14 protein-coding genes are annotated in these 24,407 nt (G+C 46.2%); 10 read left to right on the top strand and 4 right to left on the bottom strand.

Features of this window, described 5'->3' with window-relative positions:
• Positions 1 to 19 precede the first annotated feature (19 nt).
• Positions 20 to 940: a precorrin-2 dehydrogenase/sirohydrochlorin ferrochelatase family protein gene (locus J4N43_RS07495; RefSeq protein ID WP_005377406.1), complete on the bottom strand. Its 921-nt coding sequence runs from the start codon at positions 938 to 940 to the stop codon at positions 20 to 22.
• A gap of 460 nt (positions 941 to 1,400) precedes the next feature.
• Here J4N43_RS07495 and J4N43_RS07490 point away from each other — a divergent pair, with 460 nt between their 5' ends.
• From J4N43_RS07490 to J4N43_RS07470, 5 genes are all read left to right on the top strand, one after another.
• The gene (locus tag J4N43_RS07490; RefSeq protein ID WP_005377403.1) at positions 1,401 to 2,429 is read left to right on the top strand and encodes an amino acid ABC transporter substrate-binding protein; all 1,029 of its coding nucleotides are present in this window, start codon (positions 1,401 to 1,403) and stop codon (positions 2,427 to 2,429) included.
• Positions 2,430 to 2,647: 218 nt separating this feature from the next.
• Positions 2,648 to 3,853, top strand: a complete 1,206-nt coding sequence (locus tag J4N43_RS07485) for an amino acid ABC transporter permease (RefSeq protein WP_053350774.1) — start codon at positions 2,648 to 2,650, stop codon at positions 3,851 to 3,853.
• Between the two features lies 1 nt (position 3,854).
• On the top strand, positions 3,855 to 4,952 hold the full coding sequence (locus tag J4N43_RS07480; protein WP_005389988.1) for an amino acid ABC transporter permease: 1,098 nt from the start codon (positions 3,855 to 3,857) through the stop codon (positions 4,950 to 4,952).
• Between the two features lie 23 nt (positions 4,953 to 4,975).
• Positions 4,976 to 5,725, top strand: coding sequence for an amino acid ABC transporter ATP-binding protein (locus J4N43_RS07475; RefSeq protein WP_005377400.1), 750 nt, complete (start codon positions 4,976 to 4,978; stop codon positions 5,723 to 5,725).
• 248 nt (positions 5,726 to 5,973) lie between these two features.
• On the top strand, positions 5,974 to 6,642 hold the full coding sequence (locus J4N43_RS07470) for a Bax inhibitor-1/YccA family protein (RefSeq protein WP_005494926.1): 669 nt from the start codon (positions 5,974 to 5,976) through the stop codon (positions 6,640 to 6,642).
• A gap of 76 nt (positions 6,643 to 6,718) precedes the next feature.
• Here J4N43_RS07470 and J4N43_RS07465 read toward each other — a convergent pair whose 3' ends face one another.
• The gene (locus tag J4N43_RS07465) at positions 6,719 to 7,093 is read right to left on the bottom strand and encodes a chromosome partitioning protein ParB (RefSeq protein WP_047102337.1); all 375 of its coding nucleotides are present in this window, start codon (positions 7,091 to 7,093) and stop codon (positions 6,719 to 6,721) included.
• Between the two features lie 408 nt (positions 7,094 to 7,501).
• Here J4N43_RS07465 and J4N43_RS07460 point away from each other — a divergent pair, with 408 nt between their 5' ends.
• A complete protein-coding gene (locus J4N43_RS07460; protein ID WP_005377396.1) occupies positions 7,502 to 7,831 on the top strand; it encodes a TusE/DsrC/DsvC family sulfur relay protein in 330 nt (109 codons plus the stop codon).
• Positions 7,832 to 7,833: 2 nt separating this feature from the next.
• On the opposite strand, the gene yccX is transcribed toward J4N43_RS07460, so the two are convergent.
• Positions 7,834 to 8,106, bottom strand: a complete 273-nt coding sequence (gene yccX / locus J4N43_RS07455) for an acylphosphatase (protein ID WP_017634611.1) — start codon at positions 8,104 to 8,106, stop codon at positions 7,834 to 7,836.
• Between the two features lie 90 nt (positions 8,107 to 8,196).
• Here yccX and J4N43_RS07450 point away from each other — a divergent pair, with 90 nt between their 5' ends.
• Both J4N43_RS07450 and J4N43_RS07445 read left to right on the top strand, forming a co-directional pair.
• A complete protein-coding gene (locus J4N43_RS07450) occupies positions 8,197 to 9,600 on the top strand; it encodes a methyl-accepting chemotaxis protein (protein ID WP_053350773.1) in 1,404 nt (467 codons plus the stop codon).
• 161 nt (positions 9,601 to 9,761) lie between these two features.
• A complete protein-coding gene (locus J4N43_RS07445) occupies positions 9,762 to 10,955 on the top strand; it encodes a class I SAM-dependent methyltransferase (RefSeq protein WP_047102342.1) in 1,194 nt (397 codons plus the stop codon).
• 52 nt (positions 10,956 to 11,007) lie between these two features.
• Here J4N43_RS07445 and J4N43_RS07440 read toward each other — a convergent pair whose 3' ends face one another.
• The gene (locus tag J4N43_RS07440) at positions 11,008 to 22,023 is read right to left on the bottom strand and encodes a Calx-beta domain-containing protein (RefSeq protein WP_242013645.1); all 11,016 of its coding nucleotides are present in this window, start codon (positions 22,021 to 22,023) and stop codon (positions 11,008 to 11,010) included.
• A 389-nt stretch (positions 22,024 to 22,412) separates the two neighbouring features.
• Here J4N43_RS07440 and J4N43_RS07435 point away from each other — a divergent pair, with 389 nt between their 5' ends.
• Both J4N43_RS07435 and J4N43_RS07430 read left to right on the top strand, forming a co-directional pair.
• The gene (locus J4N43_RS07435) at positions 22,413 to 23,726 is read left to right on the top strand and encodes a TolC family outer membrane protein (RefSeq protein WP_062730580.1); all 1,314 of its coding nucleotides are present in this window, start codon (positions 22,413 to 22,415) and stop codon (positions 23,724 to 23,726) included.
• Positions 23,727 to 23,728: 2 nt separating this feature from the next.
• On the top strand, positions 23,729 to 24,343 hold the full coding sequence (locus J4N43_RS07430) for an OmpA family protein (RefSeq protein ID WP_005377363.1): 615 nt from the start codon (positions 23,729 to 23,731) through the stop codon (positions 24,341 to 24,343).
• Positions 24,344 to 24,407 lie beyond the last annotated feature (64 nt).

Below are 24,407 nucleotides of genomic sequence, written 5' to 3'. Positions count from 1 at the left end.
ACTTTAGCATTTGGCATTGCTAGATAACTAAGTCCTGTCCTTGCAGCAATACGAATTCGCTCGTTCCTTGTGGTATGAACACGCAAATTCGAAGCTTTTCAGCTTTAGCCTTGGCCAGCATATCCGAAAGCTCAGCAGCGCTCGAGAAAGCTTCTCTTTCTGCATCTCTTCGTATTAGTTCTAACACATTCGCTTCACATCGAGTTGAGTACAGAGCCAGCTCCGCTTGTTGCATATAGCGTACGGCTTTTATTGGCAACATCTCAACATCTTTCCCAACATGAACCCAAGTACAACTTCCCTTTTCATCTAAAGGTGTTGCCATGGTCGCTTGGTAAATTGCTTCTAACTCACGATTATCTCGCGCGTTTTCCACCTCGGGGTTCGAGAAGAATTGCTCCCAAAACTTGCGGCGTAAATCGACACTAGGCAGCGCCTCTTTAATTGAGTTTCGCTTTGAGTTAGCAAAGTCCGCCATCAACCCCATGTTTTGTGGCAGTATCGATTCAAGTTTTTCACGGATGTTTCGAATTAAAACTGGCGAAGCTCCACCACTAGAGATTGCGATTTGGATGCGGCCACGATTAATCATAGACGGCGTGATGAAATCACAATAAGGCTTATCATCCACAACGTTAACCAAGATGCCTAGCTCTTTGGCATCTTTGTACACTTGGTGATTTAGCTCAGGATTGTCTGTCGTCGCCCACACTTGAACAAAGTTTTTAGTGACAATGTCACTCGAATAGAAACGTTGTACCCAGCGCAGTTGATGCTCAGAAGCAAGCTTAGACAGAAAATCAACCAACGTCGGAGAAACGATAGTCACATCCGCCCCAGCCTTTAGCAACGCTTCCACCTTTCGGCTTGCCACCTCACCGCCACCCACGACGAGAACGGGTTTATTAATTAAATCTAAGAACAGAGGAAAATATCGCATTTCAATCCATGATTACTCTAATTAGCTGTTGTAGACCATGCTACCAAAAATGGGGCAAGCTCATCACCCTGTTTCGGTATCACAAATAATTTTTGTTTGAATTTTTACTGAACTTCACCTTGCTCAGCTAATGACAGTTTTAATAACAACTTTTTATTCTTTTGTATTGTTCACTCTTCTATTGATTGTTCTGATGCACCAAATTGTCCATGAATTGCACTATTTACAAACAATTAACATTTCGTCATTCTAAATCTCAAGGCATTTTGTAAGTTCTCTCAAAACTTCATTTAAATTATATATTTGAGAATTAACAGATCCTTTCCTACGCTTATAACTGGTTGATCTATCGAATGCCGTTTCTTCGAAAATCAATCACGTAGGACGATAACTCTAACGAATTGGACACGTTATTTCAGGTCACTCCTGATTAAACATGGATCATACAGGAAGGATACAAATGGCAAATAAACTCACAGTTCTTGCTTCCGTCGTAGCGGCTTCTACTGCGATGATGGCAACATCAGCTCAAGCAGCAGACACTACTCTGGACAAAGTCACAAAACAAGGCTTTCTTACTTGTGGCGTAAGTACCGGTCTACCTGGTTTCTCTAACCCTAACTCAAAAGGCGAATGGGAAGGTATCGACGTAGAATATTGCCAAGCACTGGCTGCAGCCGTTCTTGGGGATAAAACGAAAGTTAAATATGTACCCCTAACCGCAAAAGAACGTTTCACTGCGCTTCAATCTGGTGAGATTGATGTGCTTTCCCGTAACACGACCTGGACTCTCCACCGTGACACTGCACTGGGCCTAAACTTCGTAGGTGTGAACTACTACGACGGTCAAGGCTTTATGGTGAAGAAGGAACTTGGTATATCAAGTGCTAAAGAGCTTGATGGTGCGTCGGTATGTGTTCAATCAGGTACAACAACCGAGCTAAACCTTGCAGATTATTTCCGCAACCAAGGCATGGCGTACAAACCAGTGGTATTCGACACAGCGGCGCAAACTTCGAAAGGTTTTGATGCGGGACGCTGTGACGTACTAACAACTGACCAATCTGGCCTTTATGCACTACGTTTGAATTTGAAAGATCCGTCCTCTGCGGCCGTTCTTCCAGAAATCATCTCTAAAGAGCCACTAGGTCCAGTCGTTCGTCAAGGCGATGATCAATGGTTTAACATCGCTAAGTGGACATTGTCTGCGATGATTAACGCTGAAGAATACGGTATTAGTTCGAAGAATGCGGATGAAATGCTGAAATCAACAGATCCAAACATCAAGCGTATCCTCGGTGTTGATGGCCCTAAAGGCAAAGGGTTGGGTATCCGCGACGATTGGGGCTACCAGGTTATCAAACAAGTTGGTAACTATGGTGAAAGCTTCGAACGTACAGTCGGTACTGGTTCGCCGTTAGAAATCTCTCGTGGTGTTAATGCGCTATGGAATGCAGGCGGCTTTATGTACGCGCCACCAATCCGATAGAAAGAGTTAATCAGGGCGGTTCATGCCGCCCTTTTTCTTGATTATATCTCACTGTATGAGTAAGGATCGCTCATTGGATGGCGAAAAGCGCTCGCTTGGTGGAACGGCTTTAAAGGTTCGTATGTCACCAGACATGAGAGCGTTATTCTTTAGCCAGCAAGGACGACACTTCGTTATACAGGTCGATATCTATAACTAAGGTTTGAGGTTATCGCTGTATGAAACCGACACAAGATGCATCGCCAAGTACGATGTCCAAACCAAGCGGAAGCAAGAGCCTGATTTATAATCCTGCCTTTCGTTCTGCTATTTTCCAGATCATTGCCATTGCTGCACTGGTATTTTTCTTTTACACGATTGTAAACAACGCTCTCAATAACTTAGATGCTCGTGGTATTGCAACGGGCTTCGGTTTTCTGAATCAAGAAGCCGGGTTTGGTATTGGGTTAACATTAATTGAATACGATGAAACGTACTCTTACGGTAGAACATTTATCATCGGCCTTCTTAATACGGCGTTAGTCTCTGTATTAGGTATTATTCTGGCTACTGTGATTGGCTTTACCATGGGGGTTGCCCGCCTTTCTTCTAACTGGTTAGTTAGTCGTTTAGCGGCAGTTTATATCGAAACTTTCCGAAATATCCCCCTTCTTCTGCAAATATTCTTCTGGTATTTCGCTGTTCTTCAAGCATTACCCTCACCACGCCAAAGCTTAAGTCTTGGTGAAGCTATTTTCCTGAACGTTCGTGGCTTATATTTCCCTGCACCGACTATGGAACCTGGCAGTAGCTACGTTATTGCCGCGTTAATCTTCGGGGTAATCGCAAGCTTATTAATTAATGTATGGGCGAATAATAAGCAACGTCTCACTGGGCAACAAACCCCAATGGGAAGAATAGTTTTGGGTTTAGTTGTTGGCCTTCCATTGGTTGTGTACTTCCTTGTTGGTATGCCAATTTCACTGAATTATCCTGAACTAAAAGGGTTTAACTTTCGAGGTGGTATTAGCATTATTCCTGAATTGGCTGCGCTACTTTTGGCATTGAGTGTTTATACAGCTTCTTTCATTGCTGAGATTGTGCGCTCTGGTATTAATGCGGTTAGCCATGGTCAAACCGAAGCAGCGATGTCGCTAGGCTTACCACGCTCGAAAACTTTAAAGCTTGTTGTCATTCCTCAAGCGTTACGAATTATTATTCCACCTTTAACCAGTCAATATCTCAACCTCACCAAAAACTCATCGTTAGCGATGGCGATTGGTTACCCAGATCTTGTCTCTGTGTTTGCTGGTACTACCCTGAACCAAACGGGACAAGCGATTGAGATCATTGCGATGACGATGGGCGTGTACTTGACATTAAGTCTGATTACGTCTGCATTAATGAACTTGTATAACCGTAAAGTCGCGCTGGTGGAGAGATAATATGAGTACTCATCAATTTCAACCGGATCTCCCACCACCCGCCAATACTGTAGGCTTCGTTGGTTGGATGCGGAAAAATCTATTTAATGGCCCTATCAATTCCATTGTTACTGTCATTCTTGCGTATATTGTCGTAACTGCAATATGGTATATCGTGGATTGGGCGTTTATTAACGCAGACTGGATTGGCTCAACGCGTGACGACTGTAGCCGAGATGGTGCTTGCTGGGTATTTATCAGCGTGCGCTGGGAGCAGTTCATGTATGGTTTTTATCCAGAGTCCGAACTATGGCGCCCTCGCCTTTTCTATATCACATTAGCCATATTTACCGTTTTACTCGCGTATGAGAAGACACCGAAACGGATGTGGATTTGGCTTTTCTTCGTAAACATCTACCCATTCATCATCGCTGGGCTGTTATACGGGGGTGTCTTTGGACTAGAAGTGGTCGATACACACAAATGGGGTGGATTACTCGTTACGCTCATTATTGCGTTAGTTGGTATCGTAGTTTCACTGCCAATTGGTGTGGTGCTTGCGCTTGGTAGACGTTCAGAGATGCCGATCATTCGCAGCATTTGTACCGTCTACATTGAAGTTTGGCGTGGCGTTCCGCTTATTACGGTTTTGTTCATGGCTTCGGTTATGCTTCCATTGTTTATGTCTGAAGGTTCAGAGACAGATAAACTGATTCGCGCCCTTATCGGTGTGGTTATGTTTGCCTCCGCTTACATGGCAGAAGTGGTACGCGGTGGTCTACAAGCCATTCCGAAAGGTCAATATGAAGCCGCTGATGCGCTTGGGTTAAGTTACTGGAAAAAGACTGGGCTGATTATCTTGCCACAGGCGCTAAAGATTACTATTCCTTCTATCGTGAACACCTTCATCGGTTTGTTTAAAGACACCAGTTTAGTACTCATCATTGGCATGTTTGACGTACTCGGTATAGGGCAAGCAGCAAACACCGACCCTGAATGGTTAGGTTTTGCTACAGAAAGTTATGTATTTGTCGCGTTAGTGTTTTGGGTATTTTGTTTTGGCATGTCGCGCTATTCGATATGGCTTGAAAACAAACTTCATACCGGTCACAAACGATAACTCATCAAGATCAAGGACGTATTATGACGCAACAACAAGACTACATGATCCAATTGAAGGACATGAATAAATGGTATGGTGAGTTTCACGTACTAAAAAATATTAACCTCGACGTTAAGCGCGGCGAGAAAATCGTTATCTGTGGCCCATCTGGGTCGGGAAAATCAACGATGATTCGCTGTATTAACCGCCTTGAAGAGCACCAAGCAGGCAGCATTTACGTCTCTGGTACGGAATTAACTGAAGACTTAAAGAACATTGAAGCAGTACGCCGAGAAGTGGGCATGTGCTTTCAACACTTTAATCTCTTCCCTCATTTAACCGTACTGGAAAACTGTACGCTCGCGCCTATCTGGGTGAAGAAGATGCCAAAAGATGAGGCAGAAGCAGTTGCGATGAAATATCTGGAACGTGTTAAAATTCCAGACCAAGCGGAGAAGTATCCCGGTCAGTTGTCTGGTGGTCAGCAACAACGCGTAGCGATTGCTCGCTCTTTGTGTATGAACCCTAAAGTCATGCTTTTTGATGAGCCAACATCTGCACTCGACCCGGAAATGGTTCGCGAAGTACTGGATGTAATGGTCGAACTCGCCGAGGAAGGCATGACTATGCTATGTGTGACACATGAAATGGGCTTTGCTAAAGAAGTTGCCGATCGCGTGATATTCATGGACGCAGGAGAGATCATCGAAGAAAACAACCCGGTCGACTTCTTTGAGAATCCTCAATCGGATAGGACCCAAAACTTCCTAGCGCAAATCTTACACCACTAAGATTTAGCCGAATCGACATAAAAAAGCACTGGTTTCTATGAAGCCAGTGCTTTTGTTACTAAATTCAAAAATCTGTGTGAGAATCAACATAGCTATGCTAGGCAGTAATATTGTGTTACAAGTTGCCAAATACATAACATCTTATTTCCATTATCATTTTATCTAGGATATGCATGAAAAGGGCTTGATTTTTTGAACTTTCAGCCCCATAAATGTACCAATAGTAAACTCCCTTATTGAGGATAATTATGAACAGTCCAATGTTTACTCGTTCAACAAGTGTTCCTAATACACTAGAAACTAACAAAGTACTGAAAAACACTTACTTCCTACTGTCGATGACACTGATGACCAGTGCTATCGCAGCAGTCGCGACTATGGCAATGCAAATTTCACCAATCATGGCAATTGTGATGCAGCTTGCAGCGATTGGTATTTTGTTCTTTGTTATGCCAAAGGCAATCAACTCATCATCTGGTATCGTTTGGACATTCGTTTTCACGACTCTAATGGGTGGTGCTTTAGGTCCAATGCTTAACTACTACGCATCAATTCCAAACGGTCCTACTATCATTGCTCAAGCTCTAGGTTTGACTGGTATGGTGTTCCTTGGCCTATCGGCTTACACCATTTCAAGCAAGAAAGATTTCTCTTTCATGCGCAACTTCCTGATGGCAGGTTTGATCATTGTGATCGTTGCAGCGCTGATTAACATCTTCGTTGGTTCAACAATGGCTCACCTAGTAATCAGCAGTGTTTCTGCACTCGTGTTCTCTGGTTTCATCCTATTCGATACAAGTCGTATCGTTCGTGGCGAAGAGACAAACTACATCAGTGCAACAATTTCGATGTACCTAAACATCCTTAACTTGTTCACTAGTCTACTAAGCATTCTAGGTATTATGAACGACGATTAATCGTTTCTCGTTAAGTAGAATAAAAAAGCCCGAAGGTAATTCCTTCGGGCTTTTTCTTTGTGTGCAATTCAGTGTATTACGCCTGCTCTACAGACAACTCGATAACTTCGTCAGCTTCTGGATTTTCTCTAAAGCGTCTCACTTTGATCGTTTCCTCTCCTAACATGATTTGCTTGGCGATTCGGTGCATACCGTCAAAAACACGATAGTCACTGGTTAAGATTACCGGATACGACAAATCAGCATTGTTGATTCGTTGGCAATGTTTTGCAATTTCACGGCAGGTTGGCCGTGGCCCTTCATGACTAAACCAAGTCACTTCATTTGGGCCTTTTATATCATCAATCGCAATTTCTTCTACAGGTAAGGATTCTGCAAGTTGCCAAATTCGCTCGATGGACCAAGTGGATTTTACATTGTCATTAATCTCAATGTAACGTTGTTTCGACATGACTAACTCCTTGTCATCATTGTTGTTTCTAACCTGAATACAGGCTTTTCATCAATCAAAGAGAATATCGGTCTATGAAAACAAACACAACGTTGTCAGCTATTCATTCACCCATAAAATCCCATAATCAGACAAGTAGCCAAGAAAAAACCAAAACAAAAATGAATAAGCCTGGGTATCCATGCAATTTCGTTGGTATTCACCCCGTAAAATTTTTAACAAACTGAATAGTTTCCTATTTATTTGAATAAAAGATCATTTATATCAAAGTGCCTAGCTCAGTCAAAAACACTCACCATTTTGTACGCTTTTAATTCGCTCGATACGACTTCGAGATTCTTTTGTTGAGAACATTCTCGGCTGTCGCTAATCTATAAACATCCATGTTTACTTAACGGATAAAACGTTATGTTCGTTTACAACGGCAAAGAAATTGAAACGGATGCTCAAGGCTACTTATTGGATCATACTCAATGGGAAGAAGGTATGATTGAGCTTTTAGCAAAAGAAGAAGACATCGAGCTTACGGATGCTCATTTGGAAGTTGTGCATTTTGTGCGAGACTTTTATGAAGAGTTTAATACCTCCCCTGCAGTGCGTATGCTTGTGAAAGCGATGGAAAAAGCGCACGGCCCAGAAAAAGGTAACAGTAAGTATCTATTCAAGCTGTTTAAAAAGGGACCAGCCAAACAAGCAACCAAATTAGCCGGCCTACCAAAGCCAGCTAAATGCTTGTAGATTCATAAAATTTTAAAACCGCGTAACGGCTTATACGACGCAGGCTCCTGCATCACATGCTCTACTGTTGCCGTTCGCGGTCCTTCTTGTAACCATTCCGAAAACGCAACTATTTGCGCGTCTGTTCCACACGCCATCACTTCAACATCACCATTGTTTAGGTTCTTCGCATAACCTGTTAACCCTAGCTTCAATCCTTGATGGGAAGTATGGTAACGAAAGCCCACGCCTTGAACATGACCTTTTACTATAAATCTCTCACACTTTACGTTCATCTTTGTACCGCTTCTTTTTACTGAGTGATATATTCTTTTCGTCTATTCACCCCACTAAGGATAGTGGGTTTTTGTACGGTTATTATAATTATGAAAGAAATTCCATTCCGCTGGATTGATAAGTATCTCATTCACTTAAAGATTCAAGAAAAGTTCTATTTGCTCTTCGTTCTCCCTCTTCTTGCTTTAGTCATTCTCACACTCGTCCTTAATAGCGCGGCTAATACACTGATCTCAAGTATGTACCAAGAAGAGCTCATGCTTATGAAAGGTCTGATAGAGGCAGGCAACCTTTCTCAATCTCAAGTAGCAAGCCTCATAGCGGGTTCAGAAACCGTTTCTATTGGCTCTGGTCCGCAATCCGTGTCTGTTTTAAATGGTGCGTACAGTTTGGTTGCGAACCATGAACTTTCTTTATGGGCTGCCCTATCAACGACTCAAGTAAGCATTATCTGTGTGAGCTTGTTTATTCTCGCTCTTGGCGTTTACTACATCATGACGTTTATTGGCGGCGCGATGTTCACGATGAACAAAGCATTAAACACCCTTGCGGGTGGCGACTTAACTGCGAGAATGAACTTCTTCCCTGTTCGCGACGAGTTTAGTGAAATTGCTATTACGATAGACAAAGTTGCAGAACGAGAGCAACAAATGGTGCTGTCGATTCAAGAGTCTGTGGCGTTAATGCAACAAATTAGCTCAGACCTGAATCAATCGATTCATCACAGTTCAGATATTTCAGCGACTCAGCAGGAACACCTCAACTCTCTTGCGAGTGCAACGGAACAAATGGCATCAACGATTCGAGAAGTCGCGACACTAGCTCACGATTCAAGCACGCAAACCGATGATGCACGTAACGTGGCTCAGTCTGGACAAGTGAAAGTTGAGAATACGCTTCACTCGATTTCGAACCTTTCTAATGAGATTCAATCTGCGTCTCAAGCCGTTGCCGAGTTAGATGCCAATGCAGCACAAATTGATGAAGTCGTGACAACCATCAATGGGATCTCCGAGCAAACCAACCTACTTGCTCTGAACGCGGCTATTGAAGCTGCACGTGCTGGAGAACAAGGTCGTGGATTTGCGGTCGTTGCGGATGAAGTTCGCGCTCTTGCGGGACGCACTCAGCAAGCGACAGTTGAAATCCAAACGATGATCGAATCGTTACAGCGTAACAGTCAGTCGCTTACTAAGCTGATGGAAGTGACAGTTAATAACGCAAATGAGGGACAAAACCTCATGACGGAAGTGAATCACGAAATCGGCTCTTTGGCAGATAAAAATCAAACTATCTCCGACAGTAGCATTCAAATTGCAACAGCAGCTGAAGAGCAAGGTGTAGTCGCGGACAATATCGCCTCAAGCGTTGAAGAAATTCGAGTTCAAGCAGATAACGTGTGCAATATGATAAGCAAGACTTCACAAAACGTTGCTCAACTGCGTAAGCAAAGCGACACAATGGAAGCTCTACTTACTGGACTTAAAGCATAGCAACGGAATCTGTTACAGCAAATTCAAATAAAAGGGTCACTTTAGTGACCTTTTTTGTATTTAAAAGTCACTACAATGTACTGGATTGCCGAGGGATATTGCTTTTACCATTCACATCCCGGACAATACGCCCCTTTCAAAATTCAACAAGAGCTAATGAAATGACAGCTGCTATCTATTTGGTTAAAGGTCGTGAGAAATCGGTCAAGCGCAAGCACCCTTGGATCTTCTCTCGAGGCATCAACAAAGTTGAGGGCGAACCTGCTCTTGGCGAAACGGTTGATGTATTCACTCACGACGGTAAATGGCTAGCTAAGGCGGCATATTCGCCAGCTTCGCAAATTCGTGCTCGTATTTGGAGTTTTGATAAAGAAGAAATCGACACCGCGTTTTTCGTTAAACGACTTAAAGACGCACAACTTCTTCGTGAAGACATTATCGAACGTGATGGCCTTACGGGTTATCGCCTTATCGCAGCAGAGTCTGACGGCTTACCAGGCGTTACGATCGACCGTTACCAAAATTTCTTTGTGTGCCAACTTCTCAGTGCTGGCGCAGAACACAATAAGCAGGCTATTGTTGACGCTCTGGTTGAGTGCTTCCCTGATTGTAATGTGTACGAGCGCTCTGACGTGGCCGTTCGTAAAAAAGAAGGTTTAAAAGAGATCACGGGCGTCTTGCACGGCGAAGAGCCACCTAAATCGGTCGTCATCGAAGAAAATGGCGTAAAGATTAGTGTAGATATCGTTGGCGGACACAAAACAGGTTTCTACCTAGATCAACGTGATAGTCGCCAGCAAGCGATGAAATATATGAAAGGCAAAGAAGTTCTTAACTGCTTCTCTTACACAGGTGGCTTCGGACTTTACGCTCTAAAAGGTGATGCAAAGCGTGTGATTAACGCTGACGTGTCGCAACCTGCTTTAGATACCGCAAAATTCAACGCAGAGCTAAACGATTTTGATATTTCGAAGAAGCGTGCCGTGTTCCTAAATGCAGACGTGTTTAAGCTGCTTCGTGAGTATCGTGATCAAGGAACTCAGTTCGATGTGGTTATTATGGACCCACCGAAGTTCGCAGAGAGCAAAGCACAACTAAACGGCGCATGTCGTGGTTACAAAGACATCAACATGCTAGCAATGCAAATTCTAAAACCGGGCGGCACTCTACTGACCTACTCGTGCTCTGGCTTGATGGATCAAGTTCTGTTCCAGAAAATCATCGCTGATGCAGCCGTAGACGCTAACCGCCAAGTAAAGTTTGTGGAGCGTTTTGAGCAAGCCGCTGACCACCCAACCGATACAGCATATCCAGAAGGCTTCTACTTAAAAGGTTTTGCATGTAAAGTGCTTTAGGCTACGAATAAGTAAGACAAAGCAGAAGAAAAGGGCCTACTGGCCCTTTTCATTATGGCTCTAAGTTAACCTTAGTTAGTGCGGATAACACATCTCTCTCAAAGTCCGCATTTCCCACGATTAAATCACTAAACTCTGTCGCCCCGTTTTCTATTACGATAGTTTGAATTGAGTTTCCATCGTTATGGGTTATTTCTAGAGATAAGTCATCGCCATCAATGTTCAAGTCAATACTATTAAGAAGTTCTTCTATCGTATTGTGCCCTGCATCTTCAACGACTTCACTCAGATCTAAGGTGTCCAAATCTCTCTCAAAACCTCTAATTAGATCTGTTCCTGTATCCAAGGAGTCGTTGACCCATTTAAAGACATCTGCCTCGTTATCATTACCGATCAAGATGTCATGACTTACGTCTACTTCAGCTTCAATAATATTTGCAGAGCCATTACTTGAAGCATTTACTCCTCCGTTTTCATCAATAACGAATTGCAGGGTATTCTCACTTTGATCGCCATCGTTATCCGTCAATACATAATCGAAGTCTAACGTTTCAACTGTATCACCCACCGCACCATAAAATGCATACGCACCATCGTTTAGGTCGATTTCCAGAGTATGTTTGCTGTCGATATAGATAGTAAGCAGCATCGTTGTGTCGTCAAATGCATGCGAAATACCATCGTTAGTGTCAGTTACTATTAGGTCTGTACCATCAAACGAATAAGTGACACCGTCATGTTCTATTTCGCTAATATAACCACCATCTGCACCAATACCTGTATCTGGAGAAGTGGTATACATCAAGTTCCCCCCAACAGGTTGAATCACTGACTGCAACATAACCGGAGGTAATTGAGTTACGTCAGGAACCACAACACCATCAAGGTCTTGATTCAAAAAGCCATCATATGCTACGCGATCTAATTGCTCCGGCATAAGATTAACGCCCATACCATACGCTAGGGCTGTTATCTGATTATCAGGATCGGTTAGGTGATCAATCCAACTCTGCTCGCGAGCGTCGTTTATAAATGATGACGCAGGGTTTGGCTGACCATCTGACAAGAAGTAACTAACATTCGACGCACTGGTTAACTTACCTACATCACCCCATGACTGTTTTGCTTCATTTAGCGCGTTGTTATAGTTAGTCGCGCCACCCGCAGTTAGCGTCTCAATATACGCTTTGGCCTCCTCGACCGTCAGCCACGTCGCAGCACCTATAGCGTAAGTGGATGCTGTACTGCTATAAGTAATAATTTGAACTCGCGTTTGACCGATAGACTCATATTGATTCAATAACTGAGTTGCCGAATCTTTCATTATCTGCAAGCGATTATCCGTTCGCATAGAACCCGAGACATCCATTATGAGCTGAACGTTGGCACTTTCTTTAGTTTCTGCAACTACATCGTGAATAATAGATGCAGAATCTGGTGAGTCATCTTCCACAATAACGTTGACCGTTGTGGAGTTAGTAAGACCACGAGCATTCGAGACAAGCACAGGCACCTCAATATTTAAGGTGTCTTCTCCAGATGGGTTGGAGTGATCAATCGGACCAAGAAGCTCCGTAGATACCACTCCAGTATCATTGACTGATATTTTGATAACCTCTTCACCGTTCGCGGAACCGATAAGCATTTGGTCGTTATTTGATAACGTCCACGTTACAGAGATACCGTTACTAGTAAGAGCTGTAGATGGTTCACTGAGCGTAACAGAATCAACGGTTTGACCCAGCGTCAATTGTTCTACATCAGTACTCGAGTCAGTTGTGTCATCAAAGCCGTTTAGAGCAGAGTCATCAGCAATGGCGTTGCTTAAGCCTTCCTCAGAAACGTTTAGTGTTACACCTTCTACAATTGGTGGGGCGTAAGGGTTGACAGAAAAGTACCCCGTTTTACTGTCGCCATCATTATCAGTAATAGTGTAGTTAAAATCGATATCCCCATCGCCATAAGGTGAGGTCAAAGGCAAGTATTGGAAGAACTCCCATTTTCCAGTGCTAGGTGTAAGTTGAACTTCGAATGCAAGCTCTCCATCAGCCTCTGCAATCAGTCTATTAGAGTTTTGTGGATCGACGTATATCAACACGTCTTTACCATCTAGAGTCTCTAAATCAGCCTCACCTCCATTTAAGACTATAGAACCAGGGCCATCAGCTCCATATACAGCACCGAGGTTCCCATCCGCACTAGCAATTGGCACGCCAGAGTACGCACCTGTAAAGGTTATTGACTTAACGGTAAAGTCACTGTTGTCTTCAGTATCCGGGCCATTGCCATTACTGGTCGCCTCGAGGATGATTTTATCAAAGCCTCCCTGTTGAACATTGAAATTTGACGCGTAATCACCACTGCTTGCGTCAGAGCTGAACGATTGCTGAGCAATTAATACACCATCTCTATAAAAAGATGCGATTCCTTTCTCAAGTTCACCACCAAACATTTTCTCAAATTCTATTTCTGCTCCGTAAGCAACTTTATTGCCTAAGTCTATGATTAACTGCTCTGATACACCCTCATTACCCGCGAATCGATAATCGACTTCGTTTTCTAATTGGAAGCCGTTGTTACCAGAACTTTTAACGCCAATCCCTTCTGATGATTGATTGATTTCAGCTGTTCCCAGCATCACAGATTCGTCAGACACAAAACCGTTTGCAGTCACAACAACGTCCCCAAATGTTCGACTGGTTGCATCTGCCTCACTTCCTGCAAAATCTATGCGCCCTGTCAGAACGTTAGGTGCACCAGTAAGCGACACGTCGACGGGTTGAACAACCACAGGCACGTATGGGCAATCATCTTCAACGGCCACATTTAAGCTTTGAGATGTTGTTGTTTGTCCATCACTTACAGAAATCTGTAAATCAAAGTTGATGATGTCTTCCACATCATTAACAGGATGATCAAGTGGCTCAAACAGAGTAATAGTATAGTCCCAAGAGCCTTGACCTGAAGCTGAAGGCTCGCTCAGCACAACAGTAGCAACAACGCTCAGGTGAGCAGTTTTCGCAGTCAGCGTTTGAGTACTGTTGTCCCACGTCCACGATATAGGCTCCCCTCCTGATGTTAGGTTGTTAGGGCCTGCCAATACCACTGAAACATTCGCCGTGTCTGGATCGGCAACTGTGAATGTTCCTGAGAAACTTGCGGAGTTAGTAGTGTCTGAAGGTGATCCTGTATTATCAGGGATACCATTAGCTAAACCTTCTTCCGAAACAACTGCATTCACAACATTTGAAATAGAAGGAGGAGCATCATTATCAATAATCGTTGCCGTACCGGTATCGCTGCCTTGCACCGCCCCAATGCCGGTCACCGTCACACTGAAATCTTCAGGGCCTTCATAAACGGCGTCATCAATGGAAGCGATACGCACATCAAACTCAGTTTGCCCAGCAGGAACGGTCACAATGCCATCGTTTGTCACTGTCACCCAACCACTTCCGGTGTTGTATTCTAAGGTACCTAAGTCTCCAACTTCGGTGTCACCCAAGTTGAGGCCTAGCTCGACTTGTACTGTAGACTCGGAGGCATTCGATAGCGTCACTTTGAAGTTCGCAGTCTCACCCTCATTAATGGTGCCAGCATCTGAAATAGTCACATTCGGGCGGTCATCATCCGGATCAGGAGCTGGACCACTGCCGTCATCCACAATCGTCGCCGTACCTGTATCGCTGCCTTGCACTGCGCCAATGCCAGTCACCGTGACACTGAAATCTTCTGGACCTTCATAAACAGCATCATCAATAGAAGCGATGCGCACATCAAACTCAGTTTGCCCAGCTGGCACCGTTACTACGCCATCGTTTGGCACTGCAACCCAACCGGAGCCTGTGTTGTATTCTAAGGTGCCTAAGTCTCCAACTTCGGTGTCACCTAAGTTCAGGCCTAGCTCGACTTGAACAGTGGACTCGGAGGCGTTCGACAGCGTCACTTTGAAATTGGCTGTCTCACCCTCATTGATGGTGCCAGCATCGGTAATAGTCACGCTTGGACGGTCATCATCCGGATCAGGACCTGGACCCGTACCGTCATCCACAATCGTCGCCGTACCTGTATCGCTGCCTTGCACTGCGCCAATGCCAGTCACCGTGACACTGAAATCTTCTGGACCTTCATAAACAGCATCATCAATAGAAGCGATGCGCACATCAAACTCAGTTTGCCCAGCTGGCACCGTTACTACGCCATCGTTTGGCACTGCAACCCAACCGGAGCCTGTGTTGTATTCTAAGGTGCCTAAGTCTCCAACTTCGGTGTCACCTAAGTTCAGGCCTAGCTCGACTTGAACAGTGGACTCGGAGGCGTTCGACAGCGTCACTTTGAAATTGGCTGTCTCACCCTCATTGATGGTGCCAGCATCGGTAATAGTCACGCTTGGACGGTCATCATCCGGATCAGGACCTGGACCCGTACCGTCATCCACTATCGTTGCCGTCCCCGTATCGCTGCCTTGCACTGCGCCAATGCCAGTCACCGTCACACTGAAATCTTCAGGGCCTTCGTACACCGCGTCATCAATAGAAGCGATGCGCACATCAAACTCAGTTTGCCCTGCTGGCACCGTCACCACGCCATCGTTTGGCACTGCAACCCAACCGGAGCCTGTGTTGTATTCTAAGGTACCTAAGTCACCGACTTCGGTATCGCCGAGATTAAGACCCAACTCTACTTGCGTTTCCGCTTCAGACGCGTTCGATAGCGTCACTTTGAAGTTCGCTGTGTCACCCTCATTGATGGTGCCAGCGTCTGAAATAGTCACATTCGGGCGGTCATCATCCGGATCAGGACCTGGACCACTGCCGTCATCCACAATCGTCGCCGTACCTGTATCGCTGCCTTGCACTGCGCCAATGCCAGTCACCGTGACACTGAAATCTTCTGGACCTTCATAAACAGCATCATCAATAGAAGCGATGCGCACATCAAACTCAGTTTGCCCAGCTGGCACCGTTACTACGCCATCGTTTGGCACTGCAACCCAACCGGAGCCTGTGTTGTATTCTAAGGTACCTAAGTCTCCAACTTCGGTGTCACCTAAGTTCAGGCCTAGCTCGACCTGAACATTGGACTCGGAGGCGTTCGACAGCGTCACTTTGAAATTGGCTGTATCCCCCTCATTGATGGTGCCAGCATCGGTAATAGTCACGCTTGGACGGTCATCATCCGGATCAGGTCCCGGACCACTGCCGTCGTCCACGATCGTCGCCGTCCCCGTATCGCTGCCTTGCACTGCACCAATGCCAGTCACTGTCACACTGAAATCTTCAGGACCTTCATAAACGGCGTCATCAATGGAAGCGATACGCACATCAAACTCGGTTTGCCCCGCTGGCACCGTAACTACGCCATCGTTTGGCACTGCAACCCAACCGGAGCCTGTGTTGTATTCCAAGGTACCTAAGTCACCGGCTTCGGTATCGCCCAAGTTCAGGCCTAGCTCGACTTGAACAGTGGACTCGGAGGCATTCGACAACGTCACTTTGAAGTTAGCTGTCTCACCCTCATTGATGGTGCCAGCATCTGAAATAGTCACATTCGGGCGGTCATCATCCGGATCGGGGCCTGGCCCAGTGCCATCGTCCACGATCGTCGCCGTCCCCGTATCGCTGCCTTGTACTGCGCCAATGCCGGTTACTGTCACACTGAAATCTTCAGGGCCTTCATAAACGGCGTCATCAATGGAAGCAATGCGCACATCAAATTCGGTTTGCCCAGCTGGCACCGTTACCACGCCATCGTTTGGCACTGCAACCCAACCGGAGCCTGTGTTGTATTCTAAGGTGCCCAAATCTCCAACTTCGGTATCGCCAAGATTAAGACCCAGTTCCACCTTCGTTTCCGCTTCAGACGCGTTCGATAAGGTGACTTTGAAGTTCGCCGTATCCCCCTCATTGATGGTGCCAGCATCCGTAATAGTCACGCTTGGACGATCATCATCCGGATCGGGACCCGGGCCACTGCCGTCATCCACAATCGTCGCCGTACCTGTATCGCTGCCTTGCACTGCGCCAATGCCAGTCACCGTGACACTGAAATCTTCAGGGCCTTCATAAACGGCGTCATCAATAGAAGCAATGCGCACATCAAACTCAGTTTGCCCCGCTGGCACCGTTACTACGCCATCGTTTGGCACTGCAACCCAACCGCTTCCCGTGTTGTATTCTAGGGTGCCCAAATCTCCAACTTCGGTATCGCCAAGATTAAGACCCAATTCCACTTGCGTTTCCGCTTCAGACGCGTTCGATAAAGTGACTTTGAAGTTCGCTGTGTCACCCTCATTAATGGTGCCAGCATCTGAAATTGTCACGCTTGGACGGTCATCATCCGGATCAGAGCCTGGACCCGTGCCGTCGTCCACTATCGTTGCCGTTCCCGTATCGCTGCCTTGCACTGCGCCAATGCCAGTCACCGTCACACTGAAATCTTCAGGGCCTTCGTACACCGCATCATCAATGGAAGCGATACGCACATCAAACTCAGTTTGCCCTGCTGGCACCGTTACTACGCCATCGTTTGGTACTGCAACCCAACCGCTTCCGGTGTTGTATTCCAAGGTACCTAAGTCACCGGCTTCGGTATCGCCGAGATTAAGACCCAGCTCCACTTGCGTTTCCGCTTCAGACGCGTTCGATAAAGTGACTTTGAAGTTCGCCGTATCCCCCTCATTGATGGTGCCAGCATCCGTAATAGTCACGCTTGGACGATCATCATCCGGATCGGGACCCGGGCCACTGCCGTCATCCACAATCGTCGCCGTACCGGTATCGCTGCCTTGCACTGCGCCAATGCCAGTCACCGTGACACTGAAATCTTCTGGACCTTCATAAACGGCGTCATCAATGGAAGCAATACGCACATCAAACTCAGTTTGCCCTGCTGGCACGGTCACCACACCATCGTTTGGTACTGCAACCCAACCGCTTCCGGTGTTGTATTCCAAGGTACCTAAGTCACCGGCTTCGGTATCGCCGAGATTAAGACCCAGCTCCACTTGCGTTTCCGCTTCAGACGCGTTCGATAAAGTGACTTTGAAGTTCGCCGTATCCCCCTCATTGATGGTGCCAGCATCCGTAATAGTCACGCTTGGACGATCATCATCCGGATCGGGACCCGGGCCACTGCCGTCATCCACAATCGTTGCCGTACCGGTATCGCTGCCTTGTACTGCGCCAATGCCGGTTACCGTCACACTGAAATCTTCTGGACCTTCATAAACAGCATCATCAATGGAAGCAATACGCACATCAAACTCAGTTTGCCCTGCTGGCACGGTTACTACGCCATCGTTTGGCACTGCAACCCAACCGGAGCCTGTGTTGTATTCTAAGGTGCCTAAGTCTCCAACTTCGGTGTCACCTAAGTTCAGGCCTAGCTCGACTTGAACAGTGGACTCGGAGGCATTCGACAGCGTCACTTTGAAGTTCGCTGTCTCACCCTCATTGATGGTGCCAGCGTCTGAAATAGTCACGCTTGGACGGTCATCATCCGGATCAGGGCCCGGACCCGTGCCGTCATCCACAATCGTTGCCGTACCGGTATCGCTGCCTTGTACTGCGCCAATGCCGGTTACCGTCACGCTGAAATCTTCTGGGCCTTCGTACACCGCGTCATCAATGGAAGCAATACGCACATCAAATTCGGTTTGCCCTGCTGGCACGGTTACTACGCCATCGTTTGGCACTGTCACCCAACCGGAGCCTGTGTTGTATTCTAAGGTGCCTAAGTCTCCAACTTCGGTGTCACCTAAGTTCAGGCCTAGCTCGACTTGAACAGTGGACTCGGAGGCATTCGACAGCGTCACTTTGAAGTTCGCCGTATCCCCCTCATTGATGGTGCCAGCATCTGAAATAGTCACGCTTGGACGGTCATCATCCGGATCGGGGCCTGGACCCGTACCGTCATCCACTATCGTTGCTGTCCCCGTAACGCTGCCTTGCACCGCCCCAATGCCAGTCACCGTCACACTGAAATCTTCTGGGCCTTCGTACACCGCGTCATCAATGGAAGCAATACGCACATCAAACTCAGTTTGCCCCGCTGGCACCGTTACTACGCCATCGTTTGGTACGGTCACCCAACCGCTTCCGGTGTTGTATTCTAAGGTGCCTAAGTCACCGACTTCGGTATCGCCGAGATTAAGACCCAACTCTACTTGCGTTTCCGCTTCAGAGGCGTTCGATAAAGTGACTTTGAAGTTCGCCGTATCCCCCTCATTAATGGTGCCAGCATCTGAAATAGTCACGCTTGGACGGTCATCATCCGGATCGGGGCCCGGACCCGTACCATCATCCACTATCGTTGCCGTACCCGTATCGCTGCCTTGCACCGCCCCAATGCCAGTCACCGTCACGCTGAAATCTTCAGGGCCTTCATAAACGGCGTCATCAATGGAAGCGATACGCACATCAAACTCAGTTTGCCCAGCAGAAACGGTCACAATGCCATCGTTTGGCACTGCAACCCAACCGGAGCCTGTGTTGTATTCTAAGGTGCCCAAATCTCCAACTTCGGTGTCACCCAAGTTGAGGCCTAGCTCGATTTGAACTGTAGACTCGGAGGCATTCGATAGCGTCACTTTGAAGTTGGCTGTCTCACCCTCATTAATGGTGCCAGCATCGGTAATAGTCACGCTTGGACGGTCATCATCCGGATCAGGTCCTGGACCCGTGCCGTCATCCACTATCGTTGCCGTACCGGTATCGCTACCTTGCACCGCCCCAATGCCAGTCACCGTCACGCTGAAATCTTCTGGGCCTTCGTACACCGCGTCATCAATGGAAGCAATACGCACATCAAACTCAGTTTGCCCCGCTGGCACCGTTACTACGCCATCGTTTGGCACTGCAACCCAACCGGAGCCTGTGTTGTATTCTAAGGTGCCTAAGTCACCGACTTCGGTATCGCCGAGATTAAGACCCAGCTCCACTTGCGTTTCCGCTTCAGACGCGTTCGATAAAGTGACTTTGAAGTTCGCCGTATCTCCCTCATTAATGGTGCCAGCATCGGTAATAGTCACGCTTGGACGGTCATCATCCGGATCAGGTCCTGGACCCGTGCCGTCATCCACTATCGTTGCCGTACCGGTATCGCTACCTTGCACCGCCCCAATGCCAGTCACCGTCACGCTGAAATCTTCTGGGCCTTCGTACACCGCGTCATCAATGGAAGCAATACGCACATCAAATTCGGTTTGCCCAGCTGGCACCGTTACCACGCCATCGTTTGGCACTGCAACCCAACCGGAGCCTGTGTTGTATTCTAAGGTGCCTAAGTCACCGACTTCGGTATCGCCGAGATTAAGACCCAACTCTACTTGCGTTTCCGCTTCAGACGCGTTCGATAGCGTTACTTTGAAGTTCGCCGTATCCCCCTCATTGATGGTGCCAGCGTCTGAAATAGTCACGCTTGGACGGTCATCATCCGGATCAGGGCCCGGACCACTGCCGTCATCCACTATCGTTGCCGTACCGGTATCGCTGCCTTGCACTGCGCCAATGCCGGTTACTGTCACGCTGAAATCTTCAGGGCCTTCATAAACGGCGTCATCAATGGAAGCGATACGCACATCAAACTCGGTTTGCCCCGCTGGCACCGTTACTACGCCATCGTTTGGCACTGCAACCCAACCGGAGCCTGTGTTGTATTCTAAGGTACCTAAGTCACCGGCTTCGGTATCGCCGAGATTAAGACCCAACTCCACTTGCGTTTCCGCTTCAGAGGCGTTCGATAAGGTGACTTTGAAGTTCGCCGTATCCCCCTCATTGATGGTGCCAGCGTCTGAAATAGTCACGCTTGGACGGTCATCATCCGGATCAGGGCCCGGACCACTGCCGTCATCCACTATCGTTGCCGTACCGGTATCGCTGCCTTGCACTGCGCCAATGCCGGTTACTGTCACGCTGAAATCTTCAGGGCCTTCATAAACGGCGTCATCAATGGAAGCGATACGCACATCAAACTCGGTTTGCCCCGCTGGCACCGTTACTACGCCATCGTTTGGCACTGCAACCCAACCGGAGCCTGTGTTGTATTCTAAGGTGCCTAAGTCTCCAACTTCGGTATCACCTAAGTTCAGGCCTAGCTCGACTTGAACAGTGGACTCGGAGGCATTCGACAGCGTCACTTTGAAGTTCGCTGTCTCACCCTCATTAACCGTACCTGCATCACTCATCGTTACCGCTGGGCGATCATCATCAGGATTTGAGCCAGGTCCACTACCATCATCTAAAATAGTGGCAGTCCCAGTAACAGGTGTGCTTTGTTCTTCTGTCGTGCCAGAGAGCGTAAACGTTTCTGGGCCTTCAAATACAGAGTCGTCAATAGAGTCTATAGAGACCGTAAAGTCACTTTCACCCGGTGGGATCGAAATGGTAAAGGTTCCGCTTTCACCGACTGAAACTTCTTCTGTTGTACCATCAGAAAATGTTATGAGGACACGCTCATTGACGTAGTCACTCCCGTTCTCGTCAGCTGAGCCGCCTGTTGCGGTTCCATCAAGGAGAGAAAGAATGACATCAGTATTGTCTTCAGTTGTTTGACTTAGAGTAATATCGAATACAACTTGGTCACCTTCGTTGATAGTCGGACTAGATATTTCTTGAACTAAGATAGTCGGTGGTACAGGGCCATTAATTACTCTGAAAAGATCCAACAAAGATAGTGCTTGAGTTGTAGATAGTCCGATTCCATCAATACCGACGGTCTCAAAATTCGTACTAGCCAACAATTCAGCGCCAGTACGATCTATTGCACCAGTATTTTGGGGGCTAGAACCACTTTCCTCACCAGCAGCTGGCTCAAAATCCTCACCAAGAGCAGCCGGGTCTTCTCCACTAGCGATAGCCTCGATTAGCGCAGTGACATCATCAGTAACGTTAATTGAACTACCTTGCGGTGTTACCTGTTGTACAATTAATTCTGATGTATCAGAAACTTCCTCAATAATTAATTCACCAGGCTGAGGTAGCTGACCACTTTCAAGACTTCTCAGGTTCCCATCAAGCCCTATAACCACGACATTGCTCATCAATGAACTTAACGCTACTCGATCCATGCTCTTCATCCTTGTATTAGTTTAATTAAAGGCTTGTTACTGCACTAAACACGTCTATAGTTTAGACAAAATATGAATTTTTCGTTTTATTCCAAGAGGATTTAGTTTTTTGAGAGTAATAAGGAAAATAACCGAAGAATTTGCCTTCATTTAAACCAGTTTCCGCTATGCTCTTAAGATAAAAAGGTTTTCTACGAAAAAATCGACCACTTACCAAGCAAGCTTTGCCTCGTATGCTAGAGTTTAGAGAGTAAGATTGTTGTTTTTTATTGAATTAAACATTTAAACATCAACAAGTTGATAATACGCACTAAGAAAATTCATTGTTTGTAACTTCTCGTCTCAAATATGAAACAGAATAAGAGCGACATGATTTTAGGAGAACTAACGTGAGATGGAATCGAGTACATATAGCCTGCTGTTGCTTAATAGTGTCTTCACCAGTTTTCGGTCAAACTCTAGAGCAAGCGGTTGCACAGACGCTACAAAATAACCCCGATATTAAAAGTGCATTTAACGAGTTTATGAGCCAGAAGTACATAAATGAAGCTTCATCAGGTGCTTACCTCCCCTCTGTTGATCTAGATGCTGGAATTGGATATGAAGGATTAGACCCGTCAGATGAAGTTGGTCGAGGCGACACGGATTACACTCGAAAGGAAGCTTCAGTGACACTGACCCAACTAATATGGGATGGTAGCGCTACGTTAAATGATATTGATCGAACCGCAGCTGATGCTGAATCTGTTAGATTTCAACTCTTAGCAGATGCTTCAGATAAGGCACTTGAAGTGACTAAAGTGTACTTGGACGCTGTTAAAGCGTATGAAGTCCTAAAGCTTTCAGAAAACAACCTTGCTGTTCATAAAGATATTTACGATGATATTAAAAAACGAGTCAACTCGGGTATCGGCTCTACTGCTGACTTGACGCAGGTAGAAGCACGTTTGGCAAAAGCACACGGAAACTTAGCTGCTGCTCAAAATAACCTGTATGACTCTCACACGATGTTCACTCGTTTAGTCGGTCAAACACCACAAGGGTTAATCTTTCCGAGAGCGGACCAAAACTTTATCCCGTACACGGTTGATGAAGCGGTAGGCTTGGCATTTGCACTTCATCCCGTTATTCAAGTGGCGCTCGCAGACGTAGACTCGGCTAAGTTTCAATACAAACAGTCTAAAGGTGTTAATTACCCAACCATTTCAATTGAAGCTTCGCAAACATGGCGTGACGACGCTGATGGTTTAAAAGGTCGAAGTGATGAGACACTTGCCATGCTGCGTCTACGCTACAACCTATTCAATGGTGGCAGTGATGCAGCGAACTCAGAAAACTTTGCCTACCAGCTAAATAAAGCAAAAGACTTGCGTGAAGGTGCCTATCGCAATGTTGAAGAAGGGTTAAGGCTTTCTTGGAGTGCGCTTGATTTAACATTACAACAAAAAGAGTTTCTATCAGATCATGTAGACTCTGCGTCTGAAACCGTAATTGCTTACGAGAAGCAATATCGCATCGGTAAACGAACACTGCTTGATCTATTGAACACTGAAAACGAGCTCTTTGAGGCGCGTAAAGACTACTTAGATTCTAAATACGCAGAGCAGTACGCCAAATATCGAGTGATGAACGCAACTGGGCAACTGTTGAGTGCATTAAGGGTTGAAATGCCTAAAGAATGGCTAGAAGAAGTGGAGTATTAATTATGAAACACATAGCTTTTATTACACTCTCATTAATGCTCTCAGCATGCAGTTCATCAGATCGTGGTGATGAATATGATTACATAGATACCCCAATTGCCGATCAGTGGGCTGACCATATAGATGATGACTCTGACGGAGTCATTAACGAGCGAGATTTGTGCCCGGGTACACCTTTGGGTGCCGAAATAGACAACGACGGTTGCGGTTCGTACGTTGACTCCTCACAAGAAATGCAAATTCGAGTACTATTTGCGAACGATTCCGATGTGATCAACCCTATCTTTACGCAACAAATTCTTGAACTATCCGACTTTTTGAAAGAGTACCCGAACACGTCTATAGAGATTCAAGGTTATGCTAGTCGCACTGGTACTGCAGAACATAATCTTGACTTATCTAAGCGCCGCGCTGAAAACGTTAGAAAAGAGCTCATGAAGAACGGCATTAGTGGAGATAGAGTTACCATTGTCGGCTATGGAGACACAGTACTTGCGACACAAGGTACAGACCAAGTTAGTCACGCATTGAACCGTCGAGTAACCGCAACAGTGATTGGCCACAAGGGTGAAGTGAAGAAAGAATGGACCGTTTTCACAACACTTCCAAAAAGCTAGCACAACAATAAACAGACCGTAAAAATAAAAGGTCTAGCAAATTGCTAGACCTTTTTTGATTTTA

Origin of the sequence: Vibrio sp. SCSIO 43009, from assembly GCF_023716525.1 — a bacterium.
In the GTDB taxonomy this organism is placed as follows: Bacteria; Pseudomonadota; Gammaproteobacteria; order Enterobacterales; family Vibrionaceae; genus Vibrio; species Vibrio alginolyticus.
The sequence above is the reverse complement of the archived record's forward strand: the minus strand, read 5'-3'. Positions and strand labels throughout refer to the sequence as shown.